The 24,042-nt window shown below is 68.6% G+C and carries 20 protein-coding genes; 13 read left to right on the top strand and 7 right to left on the bottom strand.

Going from position 1 to position 24,042, the window contains the following annotated elements:
• Positions 1 to 61 precede the first annotated feature (61 nt).
• Complete coding sequence (locus tag AC1DNF_RS04440) at positions 62 to 457, top strand: hypothetical protein (protein WP_478147340.1); 396 nt, start codon at positions 62 to 64, stop codon at positions 455 to 457.
• A 39-nt stretch (positions 458 to 496) separates the two neighbouring features.
• On the opposite strand, the gene AC1DNF_RS04445 is transcribed toward AC1DNF_RS04440, so the two are convergent.
• Positions 497 to 1,411: a protein NO VEIN domain-containing protein gene (locus tag AC1DNF_RS04445; RefSeq protein ID WP_478147341.1), complete on the bottom strand. Its 915-nt coding sequence runs from the start codon at positions 1,409 to 1,411 to the stop codon at positions 497 to 499.
• Positions 1,412 to 1,597: 186 nt separating this feature from the next.
• Here AC1DNF_RS04445 and AC1DNF_RS04450 point away from each other — a divergent pair, with 186 nt between their 5' ends.
• The 3 genes from AC1DNF_RS04450 to AC1DNF_RS04460 are packed head-to-tail and all read left to right on the top strand — an operon-like array spanning position 1,598 to position 5,926.
• Positions 1,598 to 3,118, top strand: a complete 1,521-nt coding sequence (locus tag AC1DNF_RS04450) for a pyridoxal phosphate-dependent decarboxylase family protein (RefSeq protein ID WP_478147342.1) — start codon at positions 1,598 to 1,600, stop codon at positions 3,116 to 3,118.
• Positions 3,115 to 4,395 (top strand): ATP-grasp domain-containing protein, encoded by a 1,281-nt coding sequence (locus AC1DNF_RS04455; protein WP_478147343.1) that lies wholly within the window; start codon positions 3,115 to 3,117, stop codon positions 4,393 to 4,395. The genes AC1DNF_RS04450 and AC1DNF_RS04455 overlap by 4 nt, the downstream gene beginning before the upstream one ends.
• Positions 4,373 to 5,926, top strand: coding sequence for a hypothetical protein (locus AC1DNF_RS04460; protein ID WP_478147344.1), 1,554 nt, complete (start codon positions 4,373 to 4,375; stop codon positions 5,924 to 5,926). Before AC1DNF_RS04455 ends, AC1DNF_RS04460 begins: the two co-directional genes overlap by 23 nt.
• Here AC1DNF_RS04460 and AC1DNF_RS04465 read toward each other — a convergent pair.
• On the bottom strand, positions 5,923 to 6,438 hold the full coding sequence (locus tag AC1DNF_RS04465; RefSeq protein WP_478147345.1) for a hypothetical protein: 516 nt from the start codon (positions 6,436 to 6,438) through the stop codon (positions 5,923 to 5,925). The genes AC1DNF_RS04460 and AC1DNF_RS04465 overlap by 4 nt on opposite strands.
• Positions 6,439 to 6,690: 252 nt before the next feature.
• Here AC1DNF_RS04465 and AC1DNF_RS04470 point away from each other — a divergent pair, with 252 nt between their 5' ends.
• From AC1DNF_RS04470 to AC1DNF_RS04480, 3 genes are read left to right on the top strand one after another with little or no spacing between them, the layout of a single operon-like run.
• On the top strand, positions 6,691 to 7,659 hold the full coding sequence (locus tag AC1DNF_RS04470; protein WP_478147346.1) for a tripartite tricarboxylate transporter substrate binding protein: 969 nt from the start codon (positions 6,691 to 6,693) through the stop codon (positions 7,657 to 7,659).
• A 40-nt stretch (positions 7,660 to 7,699) separates the two neighbouring features.
• The gene (locus AC1DNF_RS04475; protein ID WP_478147347.1) at positions 7,700 to 8,797 is read left to right on the top strand and encodes a TauD/TfdA family dioxygenase; all 1,098 of its coding nucleotides are present in this window, start codon (positions 7,700 to 7,702) and stop codon (positions 8,795 to 8,797) included.
• Positions 8,798 to 8,834: 37 nt separating this feature from the next.
• Complete coding sequence (locus tag AC1DNF_RS04480) at positions 8,835 to 9,746, top strand: LysR substrate-binding domain-containing protein (RefSeq protein WP_478147348.1); 912 nt, start codon at positions 8,835 to 8,837, stop codon at positions 9,744 to 9,746.
• Positions 9,747 to 9,764: 18 nt separating this feature from the next.
• Here the strand turns inward: AC1DNF_RS04480 and AC1DNF_RS04485 are convergent, their stop codons facing one another.
• Positions 9,765 to 10,679, bottom strand: a complete 915-nt coding sequence (locus AC1DNF_RS04485) for a LysR family transcriptional regulator (RefSeq protein WP_478147349.1) — start codon at positions 10,677 to 10,679, stop codon at positions 9,765 to 9,767.
• 174 nt (positions 10,680 to 10,853) lie between these two features.
• Here AC1DNF_RS04485 and AC1DNF_RS04490 point away from each other — a divergent pair, with 174 nt between their 5' ends.
• The 6 genes from AC1DNF_RS04490 to AC1DNF_RS04515 all read left to right on the top strand — a co-directional run bounded on the left by AC1DNF_RS04490 (position 10,854) and on the right by AC1DNF_RS04515 (position 18,337).
• Positions 10,854 to 11,837 carry a tripartite tricarboxylate transporter substrate-binding protein gene (locus AC1DNF_RS04490; RefSeq protein WP_478147350.1) on the top strand — a complete coding sequence of 328 codons (984 nt, stop codon included), beginning with the start codon at positions 10,854 to 10,856 and terminating at the stop codon, positions 11,835 to 11,837.
• A gap of 3 nt (positions 11,838 to 11,840) precedes the next feature.
• The gene (locus tag AC1DNF_RS04495; protein ID WP_478147351.1) at positions 11,841 to 12,965 is read left to right on the top strand and encodes an aldo/keto reductase; all 1,125 of its coding nucleotides are present in this window, start codon (positions 11,841 to 11,843) and stop codon (positions 12,963 to 12,965) included.
• A 276-nt stretch (positions 12,966 to 13,241) separates the two neighbouring features.
• A complete protein-coding gene (locus AC1DNF_RS04500) occupies positions 13,242 to 14,912 on the top strand; it encodes a UGSC family (seleno)protein (RefSeq protein ID WP_478147352.1) in 1,671 nt (556 codons plus the stop codon).
• On the top strand, positions 14,912 to 15,832 hold the full coding sequence (locus tag AC1DNF_RS04505; RefSeq protein WP_478147353.1) for an NAD(P)/FAD-dependent oxidoreductase: 921 nt from the start codon (positions 14,912 to 14,914) through the stop codon (positions 15,830 to 15,832). Before AC1DNF_RS04500 ends, AC1DNF_RS04505 begins: the two co-directional genes overlap by 1 nt.
• 121 nt (positions 15,833 to 15,953) lie before the next feature.
• The gene (locus AC1DNF_RS04510; protein WP_478147354.1) at positions 15,954 to 16,235 is read left to right on the top strand and encodes a hypothetical protein; all 282 of its coding nucleotides are present in this window, start codon (positions 15,954 to 15,956) and stop codon (positions 16,233 to 16,235) included.
• Positions 16,236 to 16,330: 95 nt separating this feature from the next.
• Entirely contained in the window at positions 16,331 to 18,337 is a 2,007-nt protein-coding gene (locus tag AC1DNF_RS04515; RefSeq protein ID WP_478147355.1) for a bifunctional DedA family/phosphatase PAP2 family protein, read from the top strand.
• A 1-nt stretch (position 18,338) separates the two neighbouring features.
• On the opposite strand, the gene AC1DNF_RS04520 is transcribed toward AC1DNF_RS04515, so the two are convergent.
• From AC1DNF_RS04520 to AC1DNF_RS04535, 4 genes are all read right to left on the bottom strand, one after another.
• Complete coding sequence (locus AC1DNF_RS04520; RefSeq protein WP_478147356.1) at positions 18,339 to 19,106, bottom strand: SOS response-associated peptidase; 768 nt, start codon at positions 19,104 to 19,106, stop codon at positions 18,339 to 18,341.
• 65 nt (positions 19,107 to 19,171) lie between these two features.
• Positions 19,172 to 22,174, bottom strand: a complete 3,003-nt coding sequence (locus AC1DNF_RS04525; protein WP_478147357.1) for an EAL domain-containing protein — start codon at positions 22,172 to 22,174, stop codon at positions 19,172 to 19,174.
• Positions 22,175 to 22,186: 12 nt separating this feature from the next.
• Positions 22,187 to 23,332: a substrate-binding domain-containing protein gene (locus AC1DNF_RS04530; protein WP_478147358.1), complete on the bottom strand. Its 1,146-nt coding sequence runs from the start codon at positions 23,330 to 23,332 to the stop codon at positions 22,187 to 22,189.
• A 135-nt stretch (positions 23,333 to 23,467) separates the two neighbouring features.
• Positions 23,468 to 23,839: a hypothetical protein gene (locus AC1DNF_RS04535; protein WP_478147359.1), complete on the bottom strand. Its 372-nt coding sequence runs from the start codon at positions 23,837 to 23,839 to the stop codon at positions 23,468 to 23,470.
• Positions 23,840 to 24,042: the final 203 nt, after the last annotated feature.

The raw sequence follows: 24,042 nt of genomic DNA on the forward strand, positions 1-24,042 counted from the left end.
ACCCGTCGGCGCGTCGTCGCGCACCATCACGCGAGCTTCCATTTGCACTGACGGAGAAGGCATGAGTCCGATGAGGCCGAGAGCCTCGGCGCGCAAGACCTACCGGCGGGCTTTCGCCTGGATGTTCGTGCTGGCCACGATCATCGGCCTTGGCCTCGTGTGGGCGGCACTGGCCTTCCCGCCGGCGCAACTCTTTCTCGCGCAGTCGACGCCCGCGATGCCAGGCGACTTCGACCGGGAAGATCTCAACATCCTGACCGCGCTCGCCGGATCGCTCGCGCTGATTGCGCTGGTGGGCCTGTTCGTCACGATGCCGGTGACATGGCGGGAGCGGCGAAAGGAACGCAGGCAAGCCAGGGTGGAAGCGGCGCTCAGGCTCAATGAGGACCGGGCCCGCCGCGCCCGCATGGCCGCACTCGGGGGCAAGGTCGAGCCACTCGGCCGCGAAACCTTCTAGGCGCGGCGCGTCGCGCTGCCTTTGCCGGGCGCCGGCTCGCTAGTCGAGCAGCGGCTCCAGACCGGGTGCCTGGTCGATCTCGGACGGCTTGTAGAGCTTGTGCTGCGCCGCGGGGCCGATGGCGTCCGTGACCACCGCAAGGCGCCAGGGATCTCCCCGCTTTGCGCAGGCGCGCTCGTCGGCCGTGAGCTGGAAGCCGGTCATTCCGGGCACGGTGCCCTTCACCGCCAGCTTGAGCAAGGTGGCGCCCTTCTTGTCCGACACCTCGATGTCGTAGCCCAGCTGCTGGCTGGCCACGTTCTCGACCTTGTAGCCGTAGCCCGCGAAATGGCGCGTGAGGTAGTCGAGCGCGGCCGCCTGGACCTCCTCCCATGATGCCTGGCCGGATGACTCCTCCACCGGCGCGACCGGCACGCCGCCGCGCGCGCGCGCGGCCTGCATGTCTTCTTCCGTCGGCAGCCACCCGCGCGGGCCGCGCACGAGGACCGCGATTCTTTGCTCGGCATCCCACGTGGCGACGTGCCATTCCTGGTCGTCCGGCACCCGCGTCGACACCTTGGCGGCCTTGTCGGTCTCCAGGTCGGAAATGGCGATGCGGTTTGTCTGCAGCACGGCCCTCACGCCCTGGCCCGCGTCCAGCGAGCGCTTGAGCAGGACGAGCCGGTCCTTGGCGCGCCGGATCTGCAGGGCCGAGCGCTCGCCGCCGCCGATGCGATGTTGCGTATCCAGAGACTCGAGATAGAACCAGCGCCCGCCGGCGCCGATGCTCACGAACTCCGCCCAGATGGTGGCGATCACGTTGTCGCCCGTCGCCAGCCAGGCGTATTCGGAGGCTTTCTGAGGCGCATCGAACACGCCCATCCTGGCAATGATCTCGACGGGCGTGCGCTTCTCGCCTGCCAGGCGCTTTTCATTGATGACCGCAAGTACCGCGGGGTCGACTTCTTTGTCCATTCGGGAGGGTTCGGGCGAGTTGTGACTGGATCGAGTATGCCGCGAAGCGCACGGCGCTCCTCGGCGTATCGCGGTGCGCTCGCGCGAATGCATCCAGGGGGCGAGTGTCGTGGCCGGGAAATAAGGCATCAAACCCGCTCTGTTCCTCGCATTGGATCTTCGGGCGCGGGGCTATCCTGCCCACCAATGTCAACGCCCATCGACTCCCGCAGCCGGCCACCCGTTCCAGCGAATCTCGATCCCGGCGATTGGAGCGAGCTGAGGGCGCAAGGCCATCGCATGCTCGACGACATCCTGGACTACGTTCAGGATATTCGCGAGCGGCCGGTCTGGCAGCCGATTCCCGATGAGATTCGAGAACGCTTCCGCGAGCCGCTGCCGCGCCAGGGAAGCGGGCTGCAACAGGTGCATCAGGCCTTCATGGAAGGCGTCCTGCCTTTCGCCGTGGGCAATGCGCATCCTGGTTTCATGGGCTGGGTCCACGGTGGCGGCACCGCCGTCGGAATGCTGGCGGAAATGCTCGCGGCGGGGCTCAACGCCAACCTGGGCGGCCGTGACCATGTCCCGGTCGAAGTGGAGCGGCAGGTGCTGCGCTGGGTCATCGAACTGTTCGGATTCCCGCAGGACGCCAGCGGCCTGTTCCTCACGGGCTCTTCCATGGCCAACCTGATCGGCGTGCTGGTGGCCAGGACCCGAGCCCTCGGCAGCGAAGTACGCCATCGCGGCATCGCGCGGACGTCACCCCGCCTGGTGGCCTACACGTCCGCGCGGGCGCATGGCTGCATCGCGCAGGGCATGGATCTGGCCGGGCTGGGACGAGAGCAGCTGCGCTCGATTCCCGTGGACAAGGACGGTCGCATGGACCTGGCGCGCCTCGACCGCGCCATCGCCGTGGATCGCGCGGCCGGCCTCAGCCCTTTTCTCGTGGTCGGCACGGCGGGTACCGTCGATACGGGCGCCATCGACGATCTCGCCGCCATCGCGGCCATCGCCAGGCGGGAGCGGCTGCATTTCCACGTGGATGGCGCCTTCGGCGCGCTTGCCATCCTGAGCCCCGCCCTGGCCGCGCGGCTGCGCGGCATCGAGCTGGCGGACTCCATCGCCTTCGACTTCCACAAATGGCTGCAGGTGCCCTACGACGCCGGCTTCATCCTGGTCAGGGATCGCGAACTGCACCTGCGCACCTTTGCCACGCAGGAGGGCACCTATCTCAGCCGCGGCGAGCGTGGCATGTCCGCCGGCTCGCCCTGGCCGTGCGACTTCGGCCCCGACCTCTCGCGCGGCTTTCGCGCATTGAAGACCTGGTTCACGATCAAGGTCTACGGCACCGAGCGGCTGGGCGCCATGATCGCCCACAGCTGCACCCTCGCACAGGAACTCGCGCGGCGCATCGATGCGCAACCAGAACTGGAGTTGCTGGCGGCCGTATCCCTCAACATCGTCTGCTTCCGCTTCATCGGCGGCGATGGCGACGACCGCGACTCCATCGACCAGGTGAACCGCGACCTGGTCGTCGCCCTGCAGGAATCCGGCCTCTGCGCGCCTTCATCGACCGTGCTGGATGGGCGCTTCGCCATCCGGGCCGCGCTCTTCAACCACCGCAGCACGCTGCGGGATATCGATGTCCTGCTGAGCACCACCCTCGCGCTCGGCAGGTCGCTGAGCGCTTGCCCAGCCATCCCGGAAGCGATGACCTCATCCCCATGAACGCAATCCACGACCTCGCGACGAACACCCCGGCCCCGGACACCTTGACCAGCCTGCGGCTCCTGTTGGGAGCGGCGAACCAGAACCAGGACCTGCGCCCCCTGGGCGCGCGGCTGATCGCGCATCTGGAGTCGCATCCGGACGATGCCAACGCGCTGATGGATCTGTCTCTCGTCCTGCAGCTGATCGGCGACCATGCGCTGGCCATGACCATCCAGGCCGAAGCGCTTCGGATCCGGCAGCTCTATCACCTGCGAACGGTCCCCGAGGGCGAGGCCCGGCTGCGCGTGCTGGCGATCATGGTCTCGGGCGACCTGATGTCGAACACGCCGCTGGAATGCCTGCTCGCCGACTCCGACGTGGCGCTCGACGCGCTGTATGTCACGCCTGAAAACCCCCTGCCGCAGGCGGTGCCGGAACACGACATTCTCTTCATCGCCGTCGGTGAATCCGACCGGACGCAGCCGGTGCTGGAGCAGCTGTGCGCCCTCGCCGAGAACTGGCCGCGCCCCGTGCTGAACATGCCGGAGCGCCTGCGGCAGCTGTCGCGGGACAAGGCCGCATCGGTGCTCGCTGCGGCGCCGGGAATCCGCATGCCGCCGACCCTGCGCGTGGACAGGCAAGCGCTCGCCGATATCGCCAGTCGGCAGGTGGAGATCTCGTCGGTTCTGGGCGGAGGGCGTTTCCCCATCATCGTCAGGCCGCTGGGCTCCCATGCCGGCAAGGGACTGGAAAAGATCGGCGACGCCGCCGAACTTGCCGCCTACCTCGCGCAGACCGTCGAGCAGGCCTTCTACGTTTCCAACTTCGTCGACTACCGCAATGCGGATGGCCTGTTCCGGAAATACCGGCTCGTCCTCATCGAGGGTCGGCCGTACGTGTGTCACGTGGGCATCTCCGAACACTGGATGATCCACTACCTGAATGCCGGCATGGCCGAGAGCGCCGCGAAGCGCGAGGAAGAAGCGGCCATCATGCGCGACTTCGACGACGGCTTCGCGCGCCGCCACAAGGACGCCCTGGACCTGATCCGCAAGCGCCTGGACCTCGACTATCTCGGGCTGGATTGCGCGGAAACGCCGGATGGCGAGTTGCTGGTCTTCGAGGCCGATACGGCCATGGTGGTGCACGACATCGATCCGGTCGACGTCTTTCCCTACAAGCAGCCGCAGATGCGCAAGGTCTTCGATGCCTTCAGGACCATGCTGACCCACGCCAGCCGGAGAGCCCGTGCCGACCGACGGGACACCGCAGATGCCGCTGCCATCGACGGCTGAGCTGCTGGTCAGCGGGGGCGATCACCGCATCGCCCTGGATCCGGCCACCGGCCGGAACAAGTACGGCTGCCACCCGGTGACCGCCTCGAACCTGATCTCCTTCGGCTCGTCCACCTCCTCCGGGATCTCGCCGGCGGCGCTCGCGGTCGTCGACTCGCTTCGCGAGCGGCTCGCGGCCGGGCTGGCGCAGCAGCCCGCGGCCCGGCTCTATCGCCACGAGATGGAGCGCCTGCGCCGCGAGCTTCTGGCCTTGTGCGGCATCGAGGACGGATCCGGCACCGGGCTGGTCTTCTCGGCCTCCGGCACCGACGTCCACCTGCTCGCGGCGCGCGTGGCCGCCGATGGCGCGGCCGGCAGGCCGCTGGTCATCCTGGCCGGCGCATCCGAGAGCGGCAGCGGCGTGCCCGCGGCACTCGCGGGGCGGCACTTCAGCAGCTGCAGCGCCCTGGGCCTGGCCACCATGCCGGGCGAGTCCATGGGCGATGCATGCGCCAGCGACATCCTCGATGTGCCGATCCGCGCGCGGGACGGAACGCCGCGCGATGCGGCGCTGGTTGACGCGGAAGTCGAATCGCTCGTCCACCGCGCGATGCGCGAAGGACGCCAGGTCCTGCTGGTGCTGATGGACGTCTCCAAGACGGGCTGCATCGCGCCGGGAATCGCGAGCGTTCTGAACCTTCATCGTCGCTTCGGCCCGGCGGTGCAGGTGCTGGTGGATGCCTGCCAGTTCAGGCTCGAGCCCGCGACCATCCGGGCTTACCTGCGCAACGGTTTCATGGTCGCGGTGACCGGCTCCAAGTTCCTGACAGGGCCGTCGTTCTCCGGCGCCTTGCTGCTGCCGCCGGCGCTCGGCACACGGCTGCGCCAGAAGCCCCTGTCCCCCGAACTGCGCGCCTACTCGGCCTGCGAGGAATGGCCCCAGGACTGGGCATGCGCCCAAGCGCTGGAATCCCACGCGAACTTCGGCCTGTTGGCGCGCTGGCAGGCGGCGATCCACGAGCTGCGCGAGTTTCTTGCGTTGCCCGCGCCCCAGGTCGAACAGTTCCTGCGGCGCTTCGCGATCGCGCTGCGGCAGCGGCTGCGCCGTGATCCGTTCTTCGCCGCCCTGCCCGTCCCGGCCCTGGACCGTGGGGCGCTGGGCAGTCCTTCGCATTGGGATGGCGTACAGACGATCCATCCCTTCCTGCTGTGCCGGCCCACGCCGCACGGCGTCGGCATGTTGCTCGGCCGGGACGAAACGGCGGACATCCACCGCCGCCTGCAGACACCGGCGCAGGGCTCCCACGAATGGGCCTTCCAGATGGGTCAGCCGGTGGATTGCGGCCACCGGTCGGGCGTTCCGGTCAGCGCGTTGCGCCTGTGCATGAGCGCCAGGCTGGCCGTTCAGGCCGCGCGCGACCCCGACCAGGGTGCCGGCATCATCGGCCAGGCCATGGCCTGCCTGGATACGATCACCCGGTTGATCCAGGCCCCGCCGGGCGCGGCTCCGCCACCGGAACCCGCGCCGCGCGCCGAGGCCGGCTTGGGCTAGGTGCCCAGCTTCATGCTCTCCTGCTCCTGATCCTGTTCCTGGCTGTTGTCCGCGCCGTCGTTCTGGGCGCAGGCGTTCAACAGCGGGCCAGGGCATTCGGCGCGGAACTGAAGGAAGCCAAGGGTACTGCCGGCCACCGTCATCGCCACGAACACGAGCCACGCCGCCGCCGCGGCCCACTTGCGCGTTCCCCATCTGCGCCCGAAATGCCGCGGCCCCTGGTCACCGCCGCCGGACTGGGCTTCCAGTTCCCGCAGGCAGCCCCCCAGGACCGAGATGTGCCGGCGGATGGCCAAGGCCTTCAGGCTTCCATAGACGGCAATGAGGAAGGGAACCAGCCACACCAGCCCGGCAAACCCGACCAGGGCCTCCGCGTTGATGGCCACCCAGGCGAACACGCCCGCCACGCCGAACACGCACAGCCGCTCGAGCGCGGCCAGTTCGCCCATGCAAGCCTGGACCTCGTTGTGCAGGCTTGCATATTCTTCCTTCGGCAGCATTGGTTCAGCCATGTGTTCCTTCTCGTGATTGTCGACTGCCGTGACGATACAGGGACTCGGCAGACACTTGCTGCGCGCAGATCGTCTTTACGCGCATGTGCCGCCGGGCTGCCGCACGCCGGCGCGCCCCTCTCTCATCGGCCCCTGCCCATAACCACCGGTTAATCGACCCCCCTCCTGAAGTCAATTGCCGCGCGACGGAGCCCGATTCAATAATCGCCGGCTCGAAGAAATCGCACCCGCGTGCAACAGGAGACAAACAAGATGAAGAGACGTACGGCATGCATCGCCGTGATGCTGGCTGGGCTGCCCTGGCTCGCCTCGGCCGAGAATTCCGGCGCCTGGCCCAGCAGGCCGGTACGGCTGATCGTTCCGTTCTCGGCCGGCGGCGCGACCGATTCGGTCGCCCGCATCATGGCCCAGCAACTGACGCTGGTCTGGGGCCAGCCGGTGATCGTCGACAACAGGCCGGGCGCGGGCACGGTGATCGGCACCGAGGCCGTGGCCAAGGCACCGCCCGACGGCTACACGATGGGAATGGTCGTCTCGGCCCACACCATCAACCCCAGCCTGCGGCCCAACCTGCCCTACGACACGCTCAAGGATTTCGCGGCGGTCTCGCAGATCGGCATGCAGCACATGGTGATCGCCGCCAACCCCGCCTTCCCGGCCAACAACATCGCCGAACTGATCGCACTGGCGAAGAAGAACCCGGGCTCCATCAGCTACGCCTCCTCGGGCGCCGGCACGGCACTGCACCTCGGCTTCGAGCTGCTGAAGGCCAAGGCCGGCGTGGACATCGGCCACGTACCGTACAAGGGAGGCGCCCCCGCGCAGCAGGACGTCATCGGCGGACAGGTCCCGCTGCTGGTCGACATCTATCACAGCACGGCGCCCTTCGTGAAGAGCGGCAAGCTGAAGATCCTCGGGCTGTTCAGCCCTCAGCGCACGCCGGCAATCCCCGGCGTCGCCAGCGTCGACGAGACGGTGCCCGGCGTCAGCGCCGTCAGCGTCATCGGCATCGTCGCACCGGCCGGTGTGCCGCGGGCCGTGATCGCCAAGGCGAGCGCCGACATCGCGGGGGTCGTCAAGTCGCCCGAGATGTCCGCGCGCATGCGGGCCATGGGCGTGGAGCCCGTGGGGTCGACGCCCGCGCAGTTCGATGCCCTGATCCGCGCGGACATCGCCAAGTGGGCGCCCATCGTCAAGTCCTCCGGAGCGACAGCCGACTGAGTGCCCGCGGCCTCGGATCATCAAGCCAGCAATCCAAACCATGACCCTCTATCACCACGACTCCCAATCATTCGCCTGGAAGGCAAGCTCCTTCAAGAGCGCGGCGGACTACAGCTTGCAGCTCACGGCGGCGCAGCGGCAGGAAGTGCTCGACGCCGTGCGGGCACTGCCGCCGGACGGCACGCCGCAAGACCATGGCAAGGCCGCATTCGCATTCCCCACCCTCGCGCCCCGCTTGCGCGAGGCCTATGAGGAAGTGCGCGCGGGGCGCGGCTTCGTCGTGCTGCGCGGCCTGCCCGTCGACGACATGTCGGAGCAGGAATTCGTCGCCGCGGTCTGGGGCATCGGCACGCACTTCGGCAAGGCGCTGTCGCAGAACACCGGCGGCGACCTCATCGGACACGTGGTCGACGCCAGCGCGGACGACGCCACGCCCCGCATGTACCGCAGCAACCTCGAGCTGCGGCCGCACAACGACATCACCGCCATGATTTCGCTGGCCTGCTGGCACAAGTCGCAGTCGGGCGGAGCCTCGGTGATCGTCAGCGCCGTGACGGTCCACGACGAGCTGCGTGGCAGCGCGCCGGAGCTGCTCGAACCCCTCTACCAGGGTTTCCACTATCACCAGGTGGGCGAAGAGGCGCCGGGCGAGCCGCCCGTCACCCGCCACCGGGTTCCGCTGTTCGCGGTGCGCAACGGCCAGCTGAGCTCGCGCTACCTCCGGTCGAACCTGGTCGCGGGCCACAAGGTGCTGGGCACGCCGCTGACCGCCGAGGAGATCCACGCCATGAATCGCTTCGACCAGGTGGCCACGGCGCCCGAGAACAGGCTGGCCTTCTTTCTCGAGCGCGGCGACATGATCGTCATCAACAACTACACGGTCATGCACGCGCGCACCTCGTTCCAGAACTTTCCCGAGCCCGAGCGCAAGCGTCACCTGGTGCGCCTGTGGCTCGACCAGGACGGATTCCGGGACGCGCCGCCCGAGTACAACTTCCACGAGACCAATGGCGTGCCGCGACGCGAAGGCAAGGGCGCCACGCTCAACTTCAAGAAGCTCTACGCGGACGATCCGGTGGCGACCGGCGGCGTGCCCGACCTGAAGGTGTCGGACGAGCTGGCGGCGCGCACCGCCTGAAAGTCGCCCGGCGGCGACGGCCCGCTACAGTGCGCGCATGAACCTGCGCGATATGGAAGTGTTTCGGGCCGTGATGCTCACCGGTACAGTCAAGGGCGCGAGCGACCTGCTCCATGTCTCGCAGCCCGCGGCCAGCAAGCTGCTGGCCCAGGCCGAGCGCCGCTCCCGCCTGCGGCTGTTCGAGCGCGTCAAGGGACGCCTGGTCGCCACACCCGAAGCCCATCTGCTCTACGCGGAAGTCGAGGCGGTCTGGCGGGTGCTGGAGAAGGCGCAGAGCGTGAGTCGCGAGCTGGCCGTGCCGGCCGGCGGCAGCCTGCGCATCATTGCCAGCGCCAGGTTCTGCACCTGGCTGGTTCCGGCGGCCGCCACCGACCTCTTCAAGGCCTTCCCGGCCGTGCGGCTCCATGTCGACATGGTGATGCCGCATCTGCTCAACGATGCGCTGGCGGCCGGCGCGGCCGACCTCGGCATCGCCATGCTGCCGGTGGACCATCCCAACCTGACGCACGTGCGGCAGTTCTCCTGTTCGCTGGTGTGCATCGTCCCGGCGGGCCATCCGCTGGCGCGCCGCAAGACCATCTCGGCCGCCGATCTGCGCGGCGAGCGGCTGATCGCGATCTCGCAGGCGCCGCCGTTCGGCCAACTGCTCGAAGCGGTGTATGGGGACATCCTGAGGGACGTTCCCGTGGACATCGAGGTGAGCTCCGGGCCGGCGGCATGCTGGTTCGTGCAGGCCGGCGCCGGCGTGGCCGTTCTCGATGCGACGACGGTGGCCGGCACGCCCTTCGCGGGGCTCACGGCCGTGCCTTTCACGCCGAGCCCGCGCGTCAACGCGAGCATCGTGCGCAATATCTACCGGCCGCTGTCCGGCGTGGCGCAGGCCTTCTGCGACGCCTTCACCCGGCGGTGGCGGGACGAAGTGCTGACCGGCGAAGTCCAGCCCGTGTGAGATCGCGGCGGGTCCGGCTCAGGTTCGCCCGACGCCGTTGCCCACCTTGATGACCGAGCCCCACACCTCGTCGAAGACCTCGACGAAGGCACGCTCGGCCACGGACATCGGCTGGAAGCGGTTGCGGATGATCCGCACCGCCAGCCTTTCGGATGACTGGAACGGACGCACCTCCAGCCCCGCGAGCAGGCCGCCGGCGATGGACACTTGGTCCACCACCGCGACACCGACCCCCGCCTGCGCGAACCAGCAGGCGGTGGTGGAGCTGGTGACTTCGAAGTCGCGGATCATGCCCTCGGCCGCCGCGCCGAAGACGCGCCTGAGCGTCTGCCCGAACGGGGTGGCCTCCGGCGACGAGATCACCCGCTCGCCACGCAGATCCGAAGGCTTGATCAGCTTGCGCGACGCGAGCCGATGATCGCTGCGCATGACGCACGCCAGCCCGCAGTGGTAACCCTTGACGGTGATCAGGTTGGGATGCTCGTGGGGCAGCAGCGCGACGCCCAGGTGGGTCGAGCGATCCAGCAGCGTCTGGTTGAGGACGTCGGGCGAGAACACCTGCACCCTGCACTGCAGCTGGGGAAAGCGCTCATAGAGCCGGGCGACCGTCCGCGCCACCAGGCAGGGGGCGAGGCTGGCCGAGCACACGAGCCGCAGCGTGGTCCGGTTGGGCTGCGCCAGTTCGCGCGACACGTCGCGCACCTTCTCGACACCCCGCCACAGTTCGTCGATCTCGGCATAGAGCCGTGTGCCCTCCGGCGTCGGAATCAGCCGCCCCTTCACGCGCTCGAACAGCACGAGCCCGGTGGCGCGTGCCGCCTGCGCCAGCACCTTGCTGACGGCGGGCGGCGAGACGTGCAGCATCTCCGCGGCGCTGTTGACGCCGCCGGAAAACATGACGGCGCGAAAGACTTCCATCTGTCTGAGATTCATGGCGTGGCAGGGGTGTTAACCGAAGGCTAATAGCAAGGACGCTATTTTCAATTGATGAGGCCCCGCCCCGAGGGAAATAATGCACCGCGGAGACGTTAACCATCCCTCGAAGGCTGGAGCGCACCGGGGCACATGCCCCCAACAAGAGGCCCTGGCGGCCTGAAGGAGACAAAGATGATCGACTTGAGCAGACGGCGTCTGATCGCCAGCCTGGCGGCGACGCCGGTGGTCCTGGGCATGCCCGCGCTGGTTCGCGCGCAGGGCGACAAGCCCCTGACCATCATCCTCACGGTACCGCCCGGGACATCCTCGGACACGCTGGCTCGCATGCTGGGCGACGCCCTGCGGGTCAGGCTGAACCGCCCGGTGCTCGTGGATTCGAGGTCCGGCGCCGGCGGGCTCGTTGCCATCCAGTACCTGCGCAACTTCGACGCCGATGGGTCCTACCTGATGATGGCGCCGAACTCCGCGGTGTCCCTGCTGCCGCTCTTCGCGACCAAGCCGACCTTCGACTTCGAGAAGGACCTGCAGCCCATCGTGGACTGCGCCGCGGCGCCCACCACGATGACTGTCAATCGCGCGTCGGGCGTCGCCACGCTCGCCGAGTATTTCGACTCGGTTCGCAAGGACCCGAGGCGCGGCTCCATCGGCATTCCGAGCCCCGTCGGCCTGTCTCCGCTGGTGGTCCATCAGCTGGGCAAGCAGCTGGGGATGCCCTTGCAGTCCGTGCCCTACCGCGGCGGCTCGCCGCTGCTGGCCGACCTGCTGGGCAACCAGATACCGGCCAGCGCCTCCATCCTGCCGGACTACCTGGAAATGCATCGCGCCGGCAAGCTCAGGATCCTGGCGGTCGCCAGCGAGAGCCGCTCGGTGCTCGCACCCGATATTCCGACCTTCGCCGAAGCCGGCTACCCGGGCTACGTGGCGGAGACCTTCTTCGGCCTCTACGGCAAGGCGGGCTTCCCCAAGACGCTGGCGGCGGACTACGCGGCGATCGTCACCGAGGCCCTGGCCACACCGGCCGTCGTCGAGTCGTTGCACAAGATGGGCCTCGTGCCCCGGGGCGGGACACCGGCGGAGTTCCTGCGCAAGCTGCAGGCCAACCGCGACCGCTGGGCGCCTGTGGTCAAGGAAACCGGCATCAAGATGGACGCCTGACCCATGACCATGACGACACAGGCAGACGACGCGCATCAGCGCGTCACGGCCATCGGCCTGACGCCCCGGCAAGGCACGGGCATGCAGTACCGGCACGTGGGCCGCTCGGGGCTGATCGCTTCGGCCATCGGCGTCGGCTGCTTTCCATTCGGCGGCTTCGTCGGGCAGGACACCGTGCGGGCCGTGGTGGACCAGGCGCTCGAACTCGGCATCAACTACTTCGACACCGCCAACAGCTACGGCATCGGCAAGTCCGAGACGGCACTGGGCCTGGCCCTCGCGGGTGGCAGGCGACACCAGGCGCTGATCGCCACCAAGTTCGGCAACCGCATGGGCGACGGTCCCAACGACGCGGGGGCCTCGCGGATGGCGATCATCCGCGCCTGCGAAGACAGCCTGCGGCGCCTGAACACCGACTACATCGACCTGTACCAGTTGCATTGGCCCGACCGCGAGACGCCGATCGAGGAAACGCTGCGCGCGCTGGACGACCTGGTGCGCGCGGGCAAGGTCCGCTACCTAGGCGCGTCGAATCTCTTCGCCTGGGAGCTGTGCGAGGCGAATCTGAGCGCCGAACGGCTCGGCATGTCGCCCTTCATTTCATCGCAGGACCACTACAACCTGCTCTACCGCGACATCGAGAAGAACTTCGAACCCTTCTGCATCAGGCACGGCATCGGCATGACGCACTACTTCCCGCTGGCCGGCGGCATGCTGGCCGGCGCCTATCGCCGGGGCAGCGTCACGGCCGGCACGCGGCAGGCCAACAATCCGAACACGGCGGCATGGCAGTCGGACCGCAACTGGGACGTGCAGGAGCGCCTGGCCGCCTATGCCCAGGCGCGCGGCTGGACCCTGGCGCAGATGTCGCTCGCATGGCTGCTGACCCGGCCGGCGACCTTCACGGTGATCGCCGGGGCGGACAAGCCCGAGCACCTGAGAGACAACGTCAAGGCCCTGGACATCCGCTTCACCCCGCAGGACCTGGTGGAGATCGATCGCATCACGCTGGTGGACGAAGACCGAAGCGTGGCACCGGTCTACCGCACGCTGCGGCCGGAAAAGGTTCACGAATTCGCCGCCATGCAGGCCGCCCGGGCGGGTGCGCGCAGCCAGGCCGCGCACTAGGATGAAACACCCCCGAAGCGCCTGCGGCGCCTCCCCCTCAAGGGGGCGATACCGGCGGCCCGGCAAAGCCGGTTCCGCGGTATCCGCACACCCCCGAAGCGCCTGCGGCGCCTCCCCCTCAAGGGGGCGATACCGGCGGCCCGGCAAAGCCGGTTCCGCGGTATCCCTGGCGTCGGGCCGCGCCGATTTCATCGCGATGACACCGATCGATTCGACGCACCCCGCGCCGGACCGGCGGCTGCTACGCACCCATCACTTCCTGGAGAACACGACCTCATGCTGACCCCTGTCAAGGACTATCAAGCCGCGCCGATGCTCACGGTGCACAACCCGGTGGGCTACCCGCCCCGGATCACGCGCAAGCAGCCGGCGCCGCGCCTGTCCAGCCTGGACGGCAAGACCATCTACCTCATCGACAGCCGCTTCGATGATTCGGTGGAACTCCTCAAGCAGGTGAAGCTGTGGTTCGAGGCGCACATGCCGGGCGTGAAGACGAAGCTGGTGCAGATGGCCAGCTACTACGGCAAGGACGACCCCGCGCTGTGGAACGAAATCAAGACCCAGGGCCACGCGGCCATCCTCGGCGTGGGCCATTGCAGCACCTGCGCGCCGGCCGTGTCCACGCATGCGATCACCCTGGAGACCCAGTACGGCGTGCCGACGGTCGCCCTGCACACCGACAAGTTCGTGAAGGTGGTGCAGTCGGTGGTGCGCATGGGCGGCCTGCCGCAGGCGCCGCTGGTCTTCGTGCCTCAGCCCGTCATGGGCAAGTCCGAAGCCGAGCTGCGCGCCTACGTGGAAGGCAAGGACCCGTACACGGGAAAGCCCGTCATGCAGGAGATCGTGGCCGCGCTGACGCAGGGTCTGGCGGCCTCTCTGGCGGGAGAGGAAGCCTATGCGCGCACCACGCCGCGCCACGAGGCGCCGGACACCGAGGACAACCTGCGGGCCCTGTTCGAGCGCAATCTCTGGACGGACCACCTCCCCATCGTCCTGCCCACCGAGGCGCGCGTGGCCGCGATGCTCGCCGGCACCCGGCGGCGCCCGGACGAAGTGGTGGGCCGCATGCAGCCCACGCCCAACCGCGGGCTGTGGGAATACACGGTGGAGAAGGTGGCGGTGAATGCCGTCATGGCCGGTGCCAGGCCCGAGTACTTCCCGATCATCCTGGCGCTCGCCGCCACCGGCATCTCCGCGCGCGGCAGCACCTCCAGCTCGGCCTCCGTGATGACCGTCGTCAACGGCCCGATCCGGCAGGAGATCGGCATGAACTGCGGCATCGGCGCGATGGGCCCCTACAACCACGCCAATGCCACCATCGGCCGCGCCTACGGCCTGCTGTCGCAGAACCTGCAGGGCGGATCGGTGCCGAACGAGACCTTCATGGGATCGATCGGCAACAACTACACCTACAACGGCATCACCTTCGCGGAGAACGAGGAACGCAGCCCCTGGGAGGCGCTGCATGTGCAGAAGGGCTTCGACAAGGACACGAGCACCGTCACGGTCTTCCACGGTTGCCGCTCCACCACCTTCGGCCTGGGCCTGCGCAAGGAGCACTGGCGCGAGCACGTGCGCGACATGCTGCTGGGCACGGACGCCATCACGGCGCCGGTGCTGCTGCTCGACCCGATCACCGCGCGGCAGTTCATCGACCGCGGCGGCTTCGACACCAAGGCCAAGCTCATCCGCTGGCTGCACGAGACGGCCGAGATGCCGGCCGGCCGATACTGGGACCTGCAGCTGGTGCAGAACTACATCCACACGCGCGCGACCTTCGGCGAGTCGCCCAAGGCCGCCTACCTGGACGTGCCCGCCGACACGCCGGTGCGCATGTTCGAGGAGAAGGACATCAACGTGGTGGTCGTCGGCGGCGAGGCCAACGGCTACTGGCAGATCATGGGCGCGCACCACAAGGCGACCGCTTCGGTGGACGAGTGGCGATGATGCGCGAGACGGATCTCGCGATCATCGGCGCCGGCACGGCAGGCTTGACAGCCGCTCTGACCGCCGCTCAGCAAGGCCTGGACGTCCTGGTGATCGAGCGCATGGGCTCCGGCGGCCAGGTGATGAACGTCGAGCGCATCGCCAACTACCCCGGCTTCCCTCAAGGCATCAGCGGATTCGACCTGGGGCCGCTGCTCCAGGAGCAGGCCGAAGCCGCGGGCGCGGAGTTCATGCTCGACGAGGTGCAGGCCATCGAGCCTCGCGCGAATGGGCGCTTCGTGCTGCGTTGCGGCGGCGAGGAGATCTCCGCGCGCGCCGTCCTGGTGGCCACGGGTTCCGCGCGCCGCCGGCTGGACGTTCCCGGCGAGCATGCATTCGAGGGCCGCGGTGTTTCTCATTGCGCGTCCTGCGACGGGCCGCTGTTCAGGGGCGAGGACCTGTGCGTGGTGGGTGGCGGCGACTCGGCCTTCAGCGAGGCGGCCGTCCTCGCCGCGCATGCGCGGGCCGTGACGCTGGTGTTCCGCGAGGAACGGCCGCGCGCCCAGCACTATCTGGTCGAGGCGCTCACCGCCATGCCCAACGTGACCCTGCTCCCGCGCAGCACGGTGGCCGAGATCCTCGGCGAGCAAGGGGTCTGCGGCGTCCGGCTGACAACGGCGGGAGACGCCTCGCGGGTCCTGGCGGTGCAGGGCGTGTTCGTCTACGCCGGCCTGGTGGCCGACTCCGCGTTCCCGGGCCCCTTGCTCGGGCGCGATCCCGAGGGCCGCATCGCAACCGATGCGCACATGCGAACCGGGGTGCCCGGCATCTTCGCCGCGGGCGACATCCGCGCGGGCTCGTCGTTCCTGCTGGCGACCGCCGCTGCGGAGGGCGCGACCGCCGCCCTGGCGGTCCATCGCTATCTCGAAGAAGGCCGTTGACCGGGCAGGCCCGCCGGCTCGGCGGCCTGCTCGTGAAAAGCCCCACGGCCTACAGGCGGTGAGGCGCCGTGCCGGTCTACTCTCCTTTCGCGCCACTTTCGGTGCGCCAAAGGAAACAAGCATGAAGAAGGTCCTCCTCGCCCTCGCGACTTGCGCAATGTCCGTCGTTGCGTTCAGCCAGCCCGCCCAGCCCTCGCGCGAAGACCGCGACAGGGAGCACAGTGCCCTGGTGCAGCGCGCGATGGAACAGCGCGACAGGGGCGGCAACGAGATGAACCGCCACGAAGCGGCGCCCCCGGCGATCATGCGCCCCATGGCGCAGCCTCACCGCAGGCATAAGGTCTGGGTGCCGGCCCACCGCGAAGGCCGCCACCAGATGCGCGGCCACTACGACTGGCGCTGACAGACAAGGCCGGCCCCGCGGCCGGCCCCCGGCGGCCCTGAGCGGCCGCCGATCGATCAGCCGAAAGCGGCCAGGGCGTCGACAATCGCGCGCTGGTGGAATCACATCTTCAATCGCTGATCGGCTACTTCTCCGCGCACCCGCAACTGGCGCTCGCCGCGGTTTTCGCCGCGGCCATGCTGGAGTCGCTGGTCGTGATCGGCACCATCGTTCCCGGCAGTTCGATCGTCTTCATCGGCGGCATGCTCGTCGGCCTGCAGGCGCTCGAACCGGTGTCGACCGCCGCCGCCGCCGTCAGCGGCGCGATTGCCGGCGACGGCCTCAGCTACTGGTTCGGCCGGCGCTATCGCGACCGGATTCGCGCGCAGTGGCCGATCCAGGCTCACCCCGCCCTGTTCGACCGCGGGCAAGCCTATTTCGCGAAGCATGGCCGCGGCAGCGTGTTCCTGGCCCGCTTCCTCGGTCCGCTGCGCGCCATCGTGCCGGTCATCGCCGGCATGGCGGGTCTTCCGGCCGCGCAGTTCTTCAGCTTCAACTTCCTGTCGGCTTTGCCGTGGGCAGCGGTGCACCTGGTTCCGGGTTTCCTGTTCGGTGCCTCGCTTCAGATGGCCGGCGCCGTGAGTTCGCGCCTTGCGCTTCTGCTGCTCCTGCTTGCCGCGGCCTTGTGGCTCATCGTCCGGGCCGTCGCCTTCCTGGTCCGCCAGGCACGTCCGCGCATCGTGGCCTGGCGAGACCGCTCCGTGGCCTGGGGCCGCACACGATCGGACCTGCCCACGCGCATCGCCCTGTCGCTCTTCGATCCCACCCGCCCCGAGCAGAAGGTCCTGCTGGTCACCGCGCTGGCGCTGATCGGCAGCGCGTGGCTGTTCTTCGGCGTGCTCGAGGACGTGTTGTCCGAGGACCCGCTCGTGCAGTTCGACCGAGGCGTCCACGCGGTGCTGCAGAGCCATCGCACGGCCTGGGGCGACAGCTTCATGGTCGCCGCCACCGAGTTCGGCGGCGCACCCGTCGTGGTTGCGGTCATCGCCGCCGTGTCCTTGTGGCTCGCGGCAAGGCGCCGCTGGCGCACGCTGGCGTACTGGCTCGCGGCCGCCGGTTTCGCCCAGGCGCTCGTCTGGACGCTGAAGTTCACCCTCGAGCGCGCGCGTCCCACCGAGATCTACAGCGGCATCGACCCCTATTCGTTCCCCAGCGGCCATGCCGCGATGAACATCGTGGTCTACGGCTTCCTGGCCTTCCTGCTGGCACGCGCCAGGCCGGTCGCGGCGAAGATCGCGATCACGCTGGCGGCGGTGGTGGTCATTGCGCTGATCGCGTTCTCGCGCCTGTACCTGGGCGCGCACTGGTTCTCGGACGTGCTCGCGAGCCTGAGCCTGGGCCTTGCCTGGGTGGCGCTGCTGGGCATCGCGTACATCCACCATGTGCGGCACGAGGAGGTGCCGGCCCTGGGGCTGTCGGCGGTCGCCCTGCTGACCATGGCGCTCGCCGGTGGCTGGGTGGTCGCCGAATATCACCCCCGCGATCTGGCCCGCTACGCCTATCGCCCGCGAAACGATGCGGTCCTCGTCAGCGACTGGCGGGCGCAGGGGTGGCGCGGACTTGCCGCCACCCGGACCGACCTCGGGGGCGATGCCGAAGAGCCGCTGTCAGTTCAATGGGCGGGCACCGCGCAGGAGATCGCGGACGCCCTGATCAGGGCGGGATGGCGCGCCCCGCCGCCCTGGTCCGCCGGGACGGCGCTGGTGTGGCTGATGCCGAACACGCCGATCGAGGCGCTTGCCGTGTTGCCGAAGCTCGACAATGGCCAGCCGCAAGGGATGACGTCGATGAAGGTGCTGAACGCCGACGAACGCATCGTGCTGCGCCTGTGGCCGTCGCCCTATGTCGTCGGGGACAACGACGGCGCAGGGGCAACCCGCCCCTTGTGGATCGGCATGGTGACCACGGAGCGCCTGCGGCACCCTGCCGGCCTGGTCACGCTGGCCGCGACCGGGCGCGACTTCATGACGCCGCTGCGGCAGCTGGCACGGGATCTTCACGATCAGCAGGGCTTCGCGCAATGGCGGGAACGCGCCGGCCGGGCCGTCCTGCTGCTCTGGTGAGTCACAGCAGCCCCAATTGATCGTCGCGCGCAGGCCCGGCCTTCGACGGCTTCGACGGCTTCGATGGTTTCGATGACTTCGGGGGCAAGGGCTCCGGCGTGGCAAGCAGGCGATCGGCCGGGTACTGCCGCATGAACTCCATCGACTGCTGGGCCGGCGCGTCCAGCCAGGCCTCGTAGGCGCCCTCGGGCAGGATCACGACCATGCGCTTGTCCTGCATGTGCGCGGGACGCTTGGGGTCGGGCCTGTGCATCTGCTTGAACAGCGGATGATCGTCGGCATTGATCGTCAGCATGCAGAAGCTGTTGGCCCACTGCCCGGTCGCCGGGTTCTTCCACGGCGCCCAGAGCCCGGCGACGCCCAGCATTTCGTCGTTCGCGGCGGTGAAGCGCGTCGGGATGTGGCTGCCCGTGCGCCAGTCCGGTTCGTAGATGGCCTCGCAGGGCACGATGCAGTGGCGCGCCTTGGCCCAGGCATGCTTGAAGCTGGCGAGCTGGTCGACCGTCTCGGTGCGCGCGTTGTAGGTGTTCTTGCCGTAGCCGGCGTCCTTGGCGAAGCCGGGCAGGAGGCCGAAATGCCCCTCCACCATTTCCAGCGCCGGCACGGCTTCGTCGCCCGAATCCCGCTCGGGCGGCCGGCGAATGAAGGGCGCCAATTGCGTCGGGTAGATGTGCATGCCGCCAGGCGGCGGTTCCCAGTCGGGCGGCAGGTGGATGCCGCGTTTCTCGAGCTGCTTGCGGCGCTTCTCGGCCTGGTAATGACTGCACATCCCCGGATGCTATCGGCTCTCGCCACGCGGCGCCACGGCGCCCTCGGCACCCGCTCGCACCCGGTTCAGACCACCAGGACCCGATCCGCGCTCAGGGCCGACTCGACCAGGTCCGGCGGTATCCAGCCCCGGTTCTCCGAAAGCAGCGCGCTCATGTCGGCCACCGGCAGCGGCCGGCTGAAGTAGTAGCCCTGCACGCTGTCGCAGCGATGCGCGGCCATGAAGCGCAGCTGCGCCTCGGTCTCCACGCCTTCGGCAACCGTCTTCACGCCCAGCGAGCGGGCCATGGCGATGATCGCGCGCGTGATCGATGCCGCCTCTTCGCTGATCGTCACGTCGAAGGTGAAGGACTGATCGACCTTGATCGCGTCGATCGGGAAGCGCCGGAGGTGGCTGAGGCTGGAATAGCCCGTCCCGAAATCGTCCAGCGCCAGGCCCACGCCCATGGCCTTGAGCTCGATGAGTGTCTGCAGGATCGAGCCGGTGTCGAGCATCAGCGCGCTCTCCGTCAGCTCCAGTTCCAGGCACCCGGCCGGCAGCGCGCAGTCGGCGAGCACGCGGCGCACGAGCTTGGCCACGTCCTGCCCCTGGAACTGGCGGGCCGACAGGTTGACCGCGACCACCAGGCCCGGATGCCCCGCCTCATGCCACGCCTTCAGCTGCGCGCAGGCGCTGCGCAGCACCCACTCGCCGATCGGCACGATCAGTCCCGTCTCCTCGGCCAATGGAATGAAGCGGGCCGGGGAAACCGCCCCGAGCTCGGGATGCCGCCATCGGACCAGCGCTTCCATCGCGCTCATGCGCCCGGTCCGCAGGTCGATCTGCGGCTGGTAGTACAGCTCGAACTGCCGCTCCTGCAGCGCGTGCTGGAGCGCCGCGCGCAGCTCCGTGTCGCTGCGGGCCTCCTGGCCCATGCTCTCGGTGTAGCACTGGTAACCGTTGCGGCCCTGTTGCTTGGCGCGGTAGAGCGCGACGTCGGCGTGCCTGAGCAGTGTCTCGCTGTCGCTGCCGTCTCCCGGGTAGACGCTGATCCCGATACTGGCGCTCACGTGCAGGCTGCGAGGCTCGATGCGCAAGGGCAGCGCCAGCGCGCTCAGCACCTGTTGCGCCACGCCGACGGCATCGTCGCCGCCGTCCAGGTCGAGCAGCATCAGCACGAACTCGTCGCCACCCAGGCGGGCCACGGTGTCGCCCTCCTTCGCCACGCTCGCGAGCCGCTCGGCCACCGCGACCAGCACCGCATCGCCCACCGCATGGCCGAAGCTGTCGTTGATGAACTTGAAGCCGTCGAGGTCGACGAACAGCAAGGCCATCGAACGCCCCGTGCGGCGCGCCTGCATCAGGGCCTGCGTCAGCCTGTCGTTGAGCAGCAGGCGGTTCGGCAGCCCCGTCAGTTCGTCGTGGTACGCCATGTGGCGGATGCGCTCTTCCGAGCGATGGCGCTCGATCGCGATGCCGGCGATGCGGGTGGCCAGCTCGATCAACTTCCGCTCGCCGGCGCCCGGGGTGCGCACGGTCGCCGAGTACATCGCGAAGGTGCCGAGCACCGTCCCCTGATGCGACAGGATCGGCGCCGACCAGCAGGAGCGCAAGCCGTGAAGGTCCGCCAGTTCGCGATAGTCCTCCCACAGCGGATCGGCCTGGACATCCGACACGATGACCGCCTCGCGGCGATAGACGGACGTGCCGCAGGAGCCGACCTTCGGACCGATGCGAACGCCGTCGATCGCCCGCACGTAGGCTGGAGGCAGGCTGGGCCCCGCGCCGTGGCGCAGGTGCAGCCCGTCGAGGTCGAGCAGCAGGATGGAGCCCTGGATGCCCTCCAGTTGGGCTTCGATCGACAGCGTCAGCCGGTCCAGAATGTCCGCCAGCGGCTTGCCCGCCGCGATCATTTCGAGGACCTGCCCCTGTTCGACCAGGTGCTGCTTGGTGAGGAACAGCTCCGTGGTTCGCGATTGCAGCTGCGCGCGGTCGCTGAGGAATCGGTCCACGGCGCGCGCCATGTCGCCGATCTCGTCGCGCCCCCGGACCAGCTCTTCGAGCGGCGTATCGGCGCTGCCGTGCCACTGGAGGTAGCGGCTCACGTGCTGCAGGCGGCCCAGGAGATGGCGGCCCAGGAAGACGCCGACCACCAGCCAGGCGAACAGCAGGCTCGTCGCCAGCAGCGTCAGCACCCAGTTCTGCTGGTGGCTGGATGCCTCGACCAGGCGCTGCACGGCCGCACGGTAGTCGCCGTCGAAGAATTCCGAGCGCACGCGCGCGGCCGCCACCATCGCCTCCGCCTGGCTCGACAGCTGCTCGTGGTACCGGGCGAGCACCTCGCGCTGCTGGATCTGTGCGAGCCGCACCGCGAACGGATCGTGCCTGTCCGCCGCCGCCACGCCCGCCGAGGATGAACTCGGCGTGGCCAGGGCACTGCGCGCGCCATCGAGGCGCGCGCGCGCCAGGGGCGAGAGGTGCGCGAACTCGGTGCGCAGCTTGTCGACGGCGGCGCGGCTGTCGGCCCCCTGCAGGCTATAGAGCAGCAACACCAGCGAAGGCGCATCCTTGCCCCCGTCGGCTTCGAGGTTGCCGATCCAGTTCAACTGCAGCTGGGTGAACATCTGGTCGGTCTTCAACTCGCTCTCGCGCAATTGCGCCACGACGTTGGCCGTGTTGCGAAACAGCTGGCTCGCCTGGTACAGGTCCAGCACGCCGACATCGTCGTGGGCGACCGCCAGCCCGGCGATCACGCGGTCCAGCACCGTGGTCTGCTCCACGATGGCGGCGTAGCTCAATTGCACCCTCGGCAGCGAGGCGGTCGACAGCAAGCGTTCGGTTTCGCGCTCGATCAGCAGTGTGCGCTCCACCATGTCCTGCGCGGCCTGCATGCGCGAGAGCCGCACCTGCGTGAGCTGATGGGTCGCATCGCTGGAAGTGCGCAAGGCGTAGACCGCGGCGAGCCCACCGGCGAGCATCAGCGCCGACAGGATCGACAGCGCAAGCATGAACTGTCCGCGCAGCGAACGCGGCAGCCAGGCGGATGGCAGCCAGGCCGGTACTCTCCAGCGGTGCGAGATCGATAGCATGGCGGCCCAGTCTCAACGCTTCCAGAAGCGTCGGTAGATGTCGCGGTACCCGTTGTCGGGGTCGTACTGCAGGCGATGCCCCCCGTCGAAGGCAATGTTATCCGCTGTGACCAGATGCACCGGCGCGACGAAGCCGCTCACCGGCTGGCGCGCGAACAGGCGGTTGAGTTCGTCGAGCACCTGCCAGCCCTGCTGGTTCAGCGGCTCGGCGACGGTGCCGGTCTGGAAGGTCCTGGCCTGGATGCGCAGGAGGGCCGGCGCGCTGCCGTCGCCGGCCGACAGCAGGCTCAGCGCCTCGCTGCTCAATCCGGCCTTGGTCAGGGTCGGGATCGCATAGTCGAAGTAGATGTCATTGATCGCCAGCGCATGCGTCCAGCGCTTGCCGTAGCGCTGCAACAGTTCCTGCGTGATCGCGGGCATCCGCTCGTCGCTCTCCGACAGCGGGACGTCGCGCACCTCCAGCAGCGTGCAGCCCCAGCAGGCCCGCACGATCCCGGCCATTTCATAGGCCTTGGCGCTGGCGATGCGGAAACGCGAGTCGGTGAAGATCACCACGCCGGCGCGGCCCTCGGACTGGGCGAGCGCGGCCATCGCGGTCACGCGCGCCACCTCGAGCGGATCGGTGGTCACGTTCATGGCCACCGGCGTCCCGCCGATCGGGCCCGGCGAGGAGCCCGCATGCCAGGCCACGACGGGAATGCCGCGCTCGGCGAAGGGCGCGAGCGCCGGCGCGTTCTCGAGCGCGTCCATCCCGCACAGCACGAGTCCGTCGGGCGCGCTGGCCAGCGCGGCTGCCAGGGCCTTCGCCCGGCCGGGCGCGGAGCCGCCGGCATCGACGATGCTGAGCTTCCAGCCGAGGATGCGCGCGGCCTCGCGCACGCCCTGCGCCACCCCGACGATGCCGCCGTTGCGCAGGTCTTCGGCGACGAACGCAATGGTCTTGCCGCCCGGGGCCTGCGGTCCGGATTGCGGGCCGCGCCAAGGGGCGCCGTGCTTGCTCGCCTCGGCAACGATCCGACGCGCTTCCGCGAGCGACACCGGCCCCGCGGCCTCCGCGCGCGAGGCGCATGGCAGCACCCACGCCGACACGACGACGAGCGCCACGGCGAGGCGACCGGCGCCGGCGAGCCAGGGACGCGGCATGAGCTTGAGCTTCATCGACTTTCACACTCCGATCGGATGGACAAATGACACAGTCGCAACACGATCGGTTGGCGGGCGGTCCGGGGGAATTTACCCTGCGGGCAGGGGCATGGACGCAACCCTCCGGCACGGGCTTGCGGTCTCTGTGCATTAAGCCACCGGAACCGCTGCCAGCAAGACCGCCACCTGCTCGTGCGGCCACGGGAAGGCACACGCCAGGCCGGCCCGAAGGCGGTCCATCTTCGCGGGCCTGCGGCGCAGCGCGCCCCGCGCGCCGACCAGGTATTTCTGTATTGCCTTGGTTCGGCGCCCATTTTGATATTGACCATCAGCCATCCAAATCGAGCCGATGGAAATACGAACGGCCATCCCCGTGGAAACAGCCTGCGGCTCAACGCTATTTCTATTGGTTCTGCCGCACGGAAATAGCCCCCAATCAATAGCGAGAAATCCGCGTCGTCTTTCTTCCCTTCCCGGCGTCAGACCTGTATTGCAGAATTCCCCTGAGCGGTCGGGAATCATTGCTTGCGCGATGCATTTGTCGGACGGGACGCCATTTCATTTCCAATGCGCGCTTATTTCCCGGCTCTTCATCTAAGATGAAATTTCCGTTCCAGCTTGAATCGTCAAGCAAATTGCAGCACCGCTTCCTGAACATATTATTTATGAGCCATTTACCTACATATTTCAAATTATTTCCCCGGGCCATTCCGGTGCTGCTGGCC

This window comes from Variovorax sp. 01T432, assembly GCF_056398605.1.

Excerpts from the sequence above, each read along its gene's own strand:
- AC1DNF_RS04440 (WP_478147340.1), top strand. The coding sequence starts at position 62 with ATGAGTCCGATGAGGCCGAGAGCCTCGGCGCGCAAGACCTACCGGCGG.
- AC1DNF_RS04445 (WP_478147341.1), bottom strand. The coding sequence starts at position 1,411 with ATGGACAAAGAAGTCGACCCCGCGGTACTTGCGGTCATCAATGAAAAG.
- AC1DNF_RS04450 (WP_478147342.1), top strand. The coding sequence starts at position 1,598 with ATGTCAACGCCCATCGACTCCCGCAGCCGGCCACCCGTTCCAGCGAAT.
- AC1DNF_RS04455 (WP_478147343.1), top strand. The coding sequence starts at position 3,115 with ATGAACGCAATCCACGACCTCGCGACGAACACCCCGGCCCCGGACACC.
- AC1DNF_RS04460 (WP_478147344.1), top strand. The coding sequence starts at position 4,373 with ATGCCGCTGCCATCGACGGCTGAGCTGCTGGTCAGCGGGGGCGATCAC.
- AC1DNF_RS04465 (WP_478147345.1), bottom strand. The coding sequence starts at position 6,438 with ATGGCTGAACCAATGCTGCCGAAGGAAGAATATGCAAGCCTGCACAAC.
- AC1DNF_RS04470 (WP_478147346.1), top strand. The coding sequence starts at position 6,691 with ATGAAGAGACGTACGGCATGCATCGCCGTGATGCTGGCTGGGCTGCCC.
- AC1DNF_RS04475 (WP_478147347.1), top strand. The coding sequence starts at position 7,700 with ATGACCCTCTATCACCACGACTCCCAATCATTCGCCTGGAAGGCAAGC.
- AC1DNF_RS04480 (WP_478147348.1), top strand. The coding sequence starts at position 8,835 with ATGAACCTGCGCGATATGGAAGTGTTTCGGGCCGTGATGCTCACCGGT.
- AC1DNF_RS04485 (WP_478147349.1), bottom strand. The coding sequence starts at position 10,679 with ATGAATCTCAGACAGATGGAAGTCTTTCGCGCCGTCATGTTTTCCGGC.
- AC1DNF_RS04490 (WP_478147350.1), top strand. The coding sequence starts at position 10,854 with ATGATCGACTTGAGCAGACGGCGTCTGATCGCCAGCCTGGCGGCGACG.
- AC1DNF_RS04495 (WP_478147351.1), top strand. The coding sequence starts at position 11,841 with ATGACCATGACGACACAGGCAGACGACGCGCATCAGCGCGTCACGGCC.
- AC1DNF_RS04500 (WP_478147352.1), top strand. The coding sequence starts at position 13,242 with ATGCTGACCCCTGTCAAGGACTATCAAGCCGCGCCGATGCTCACGGTG.
- AC1DNF_RS04505 (WP_478147353.1), top strand. The coding sequence starts at position 14,912 with ATGCGCGAGACGGATCTCGCGATCATCGGCGCCGGCACGGCAGGCTTG.
- AC1DNF_RS04510 (WP_478147354.1), top strand. The coding sequence starts at position 15,954 with ATGAAGAAGGTCCTCCTCGCCCTCGCGACTTGCGCAATGTCCGTCGTT.
- AC1DNF_RS04520 (WP_478147356.1), bottom strand. The coding sequence starts at position 19,106 with ATGTGCAGTCATTACCAGGCCGAGAAGCGCCGCAAGCAGCTCGAGAAA.
- AC1DNF_RS04525 (WP_478147357.1), bottom strand. The coding sequence starts at position 22,174 with ATGCTATCGATCTCGCACCGCTGGAGAGTACCGGCCTGGCTGCCATCC.
- AC1DNF_RS04530 (WP_478147358.1), bottom strand. The coding sequence starts at position 23,332 with ATGAAGCTCAAGCTCATGCCGCGTCCCTGGCTCGCCGGCGCCGGTCGC.
- AC1DNF_RS04535 (WP_478147359.1), bottom strand. The coding sequence starts at position 23,839 with ATGATTCCCGACCGCTCAGGGGAATTCTGCAATACAGGTCTGACGCCG.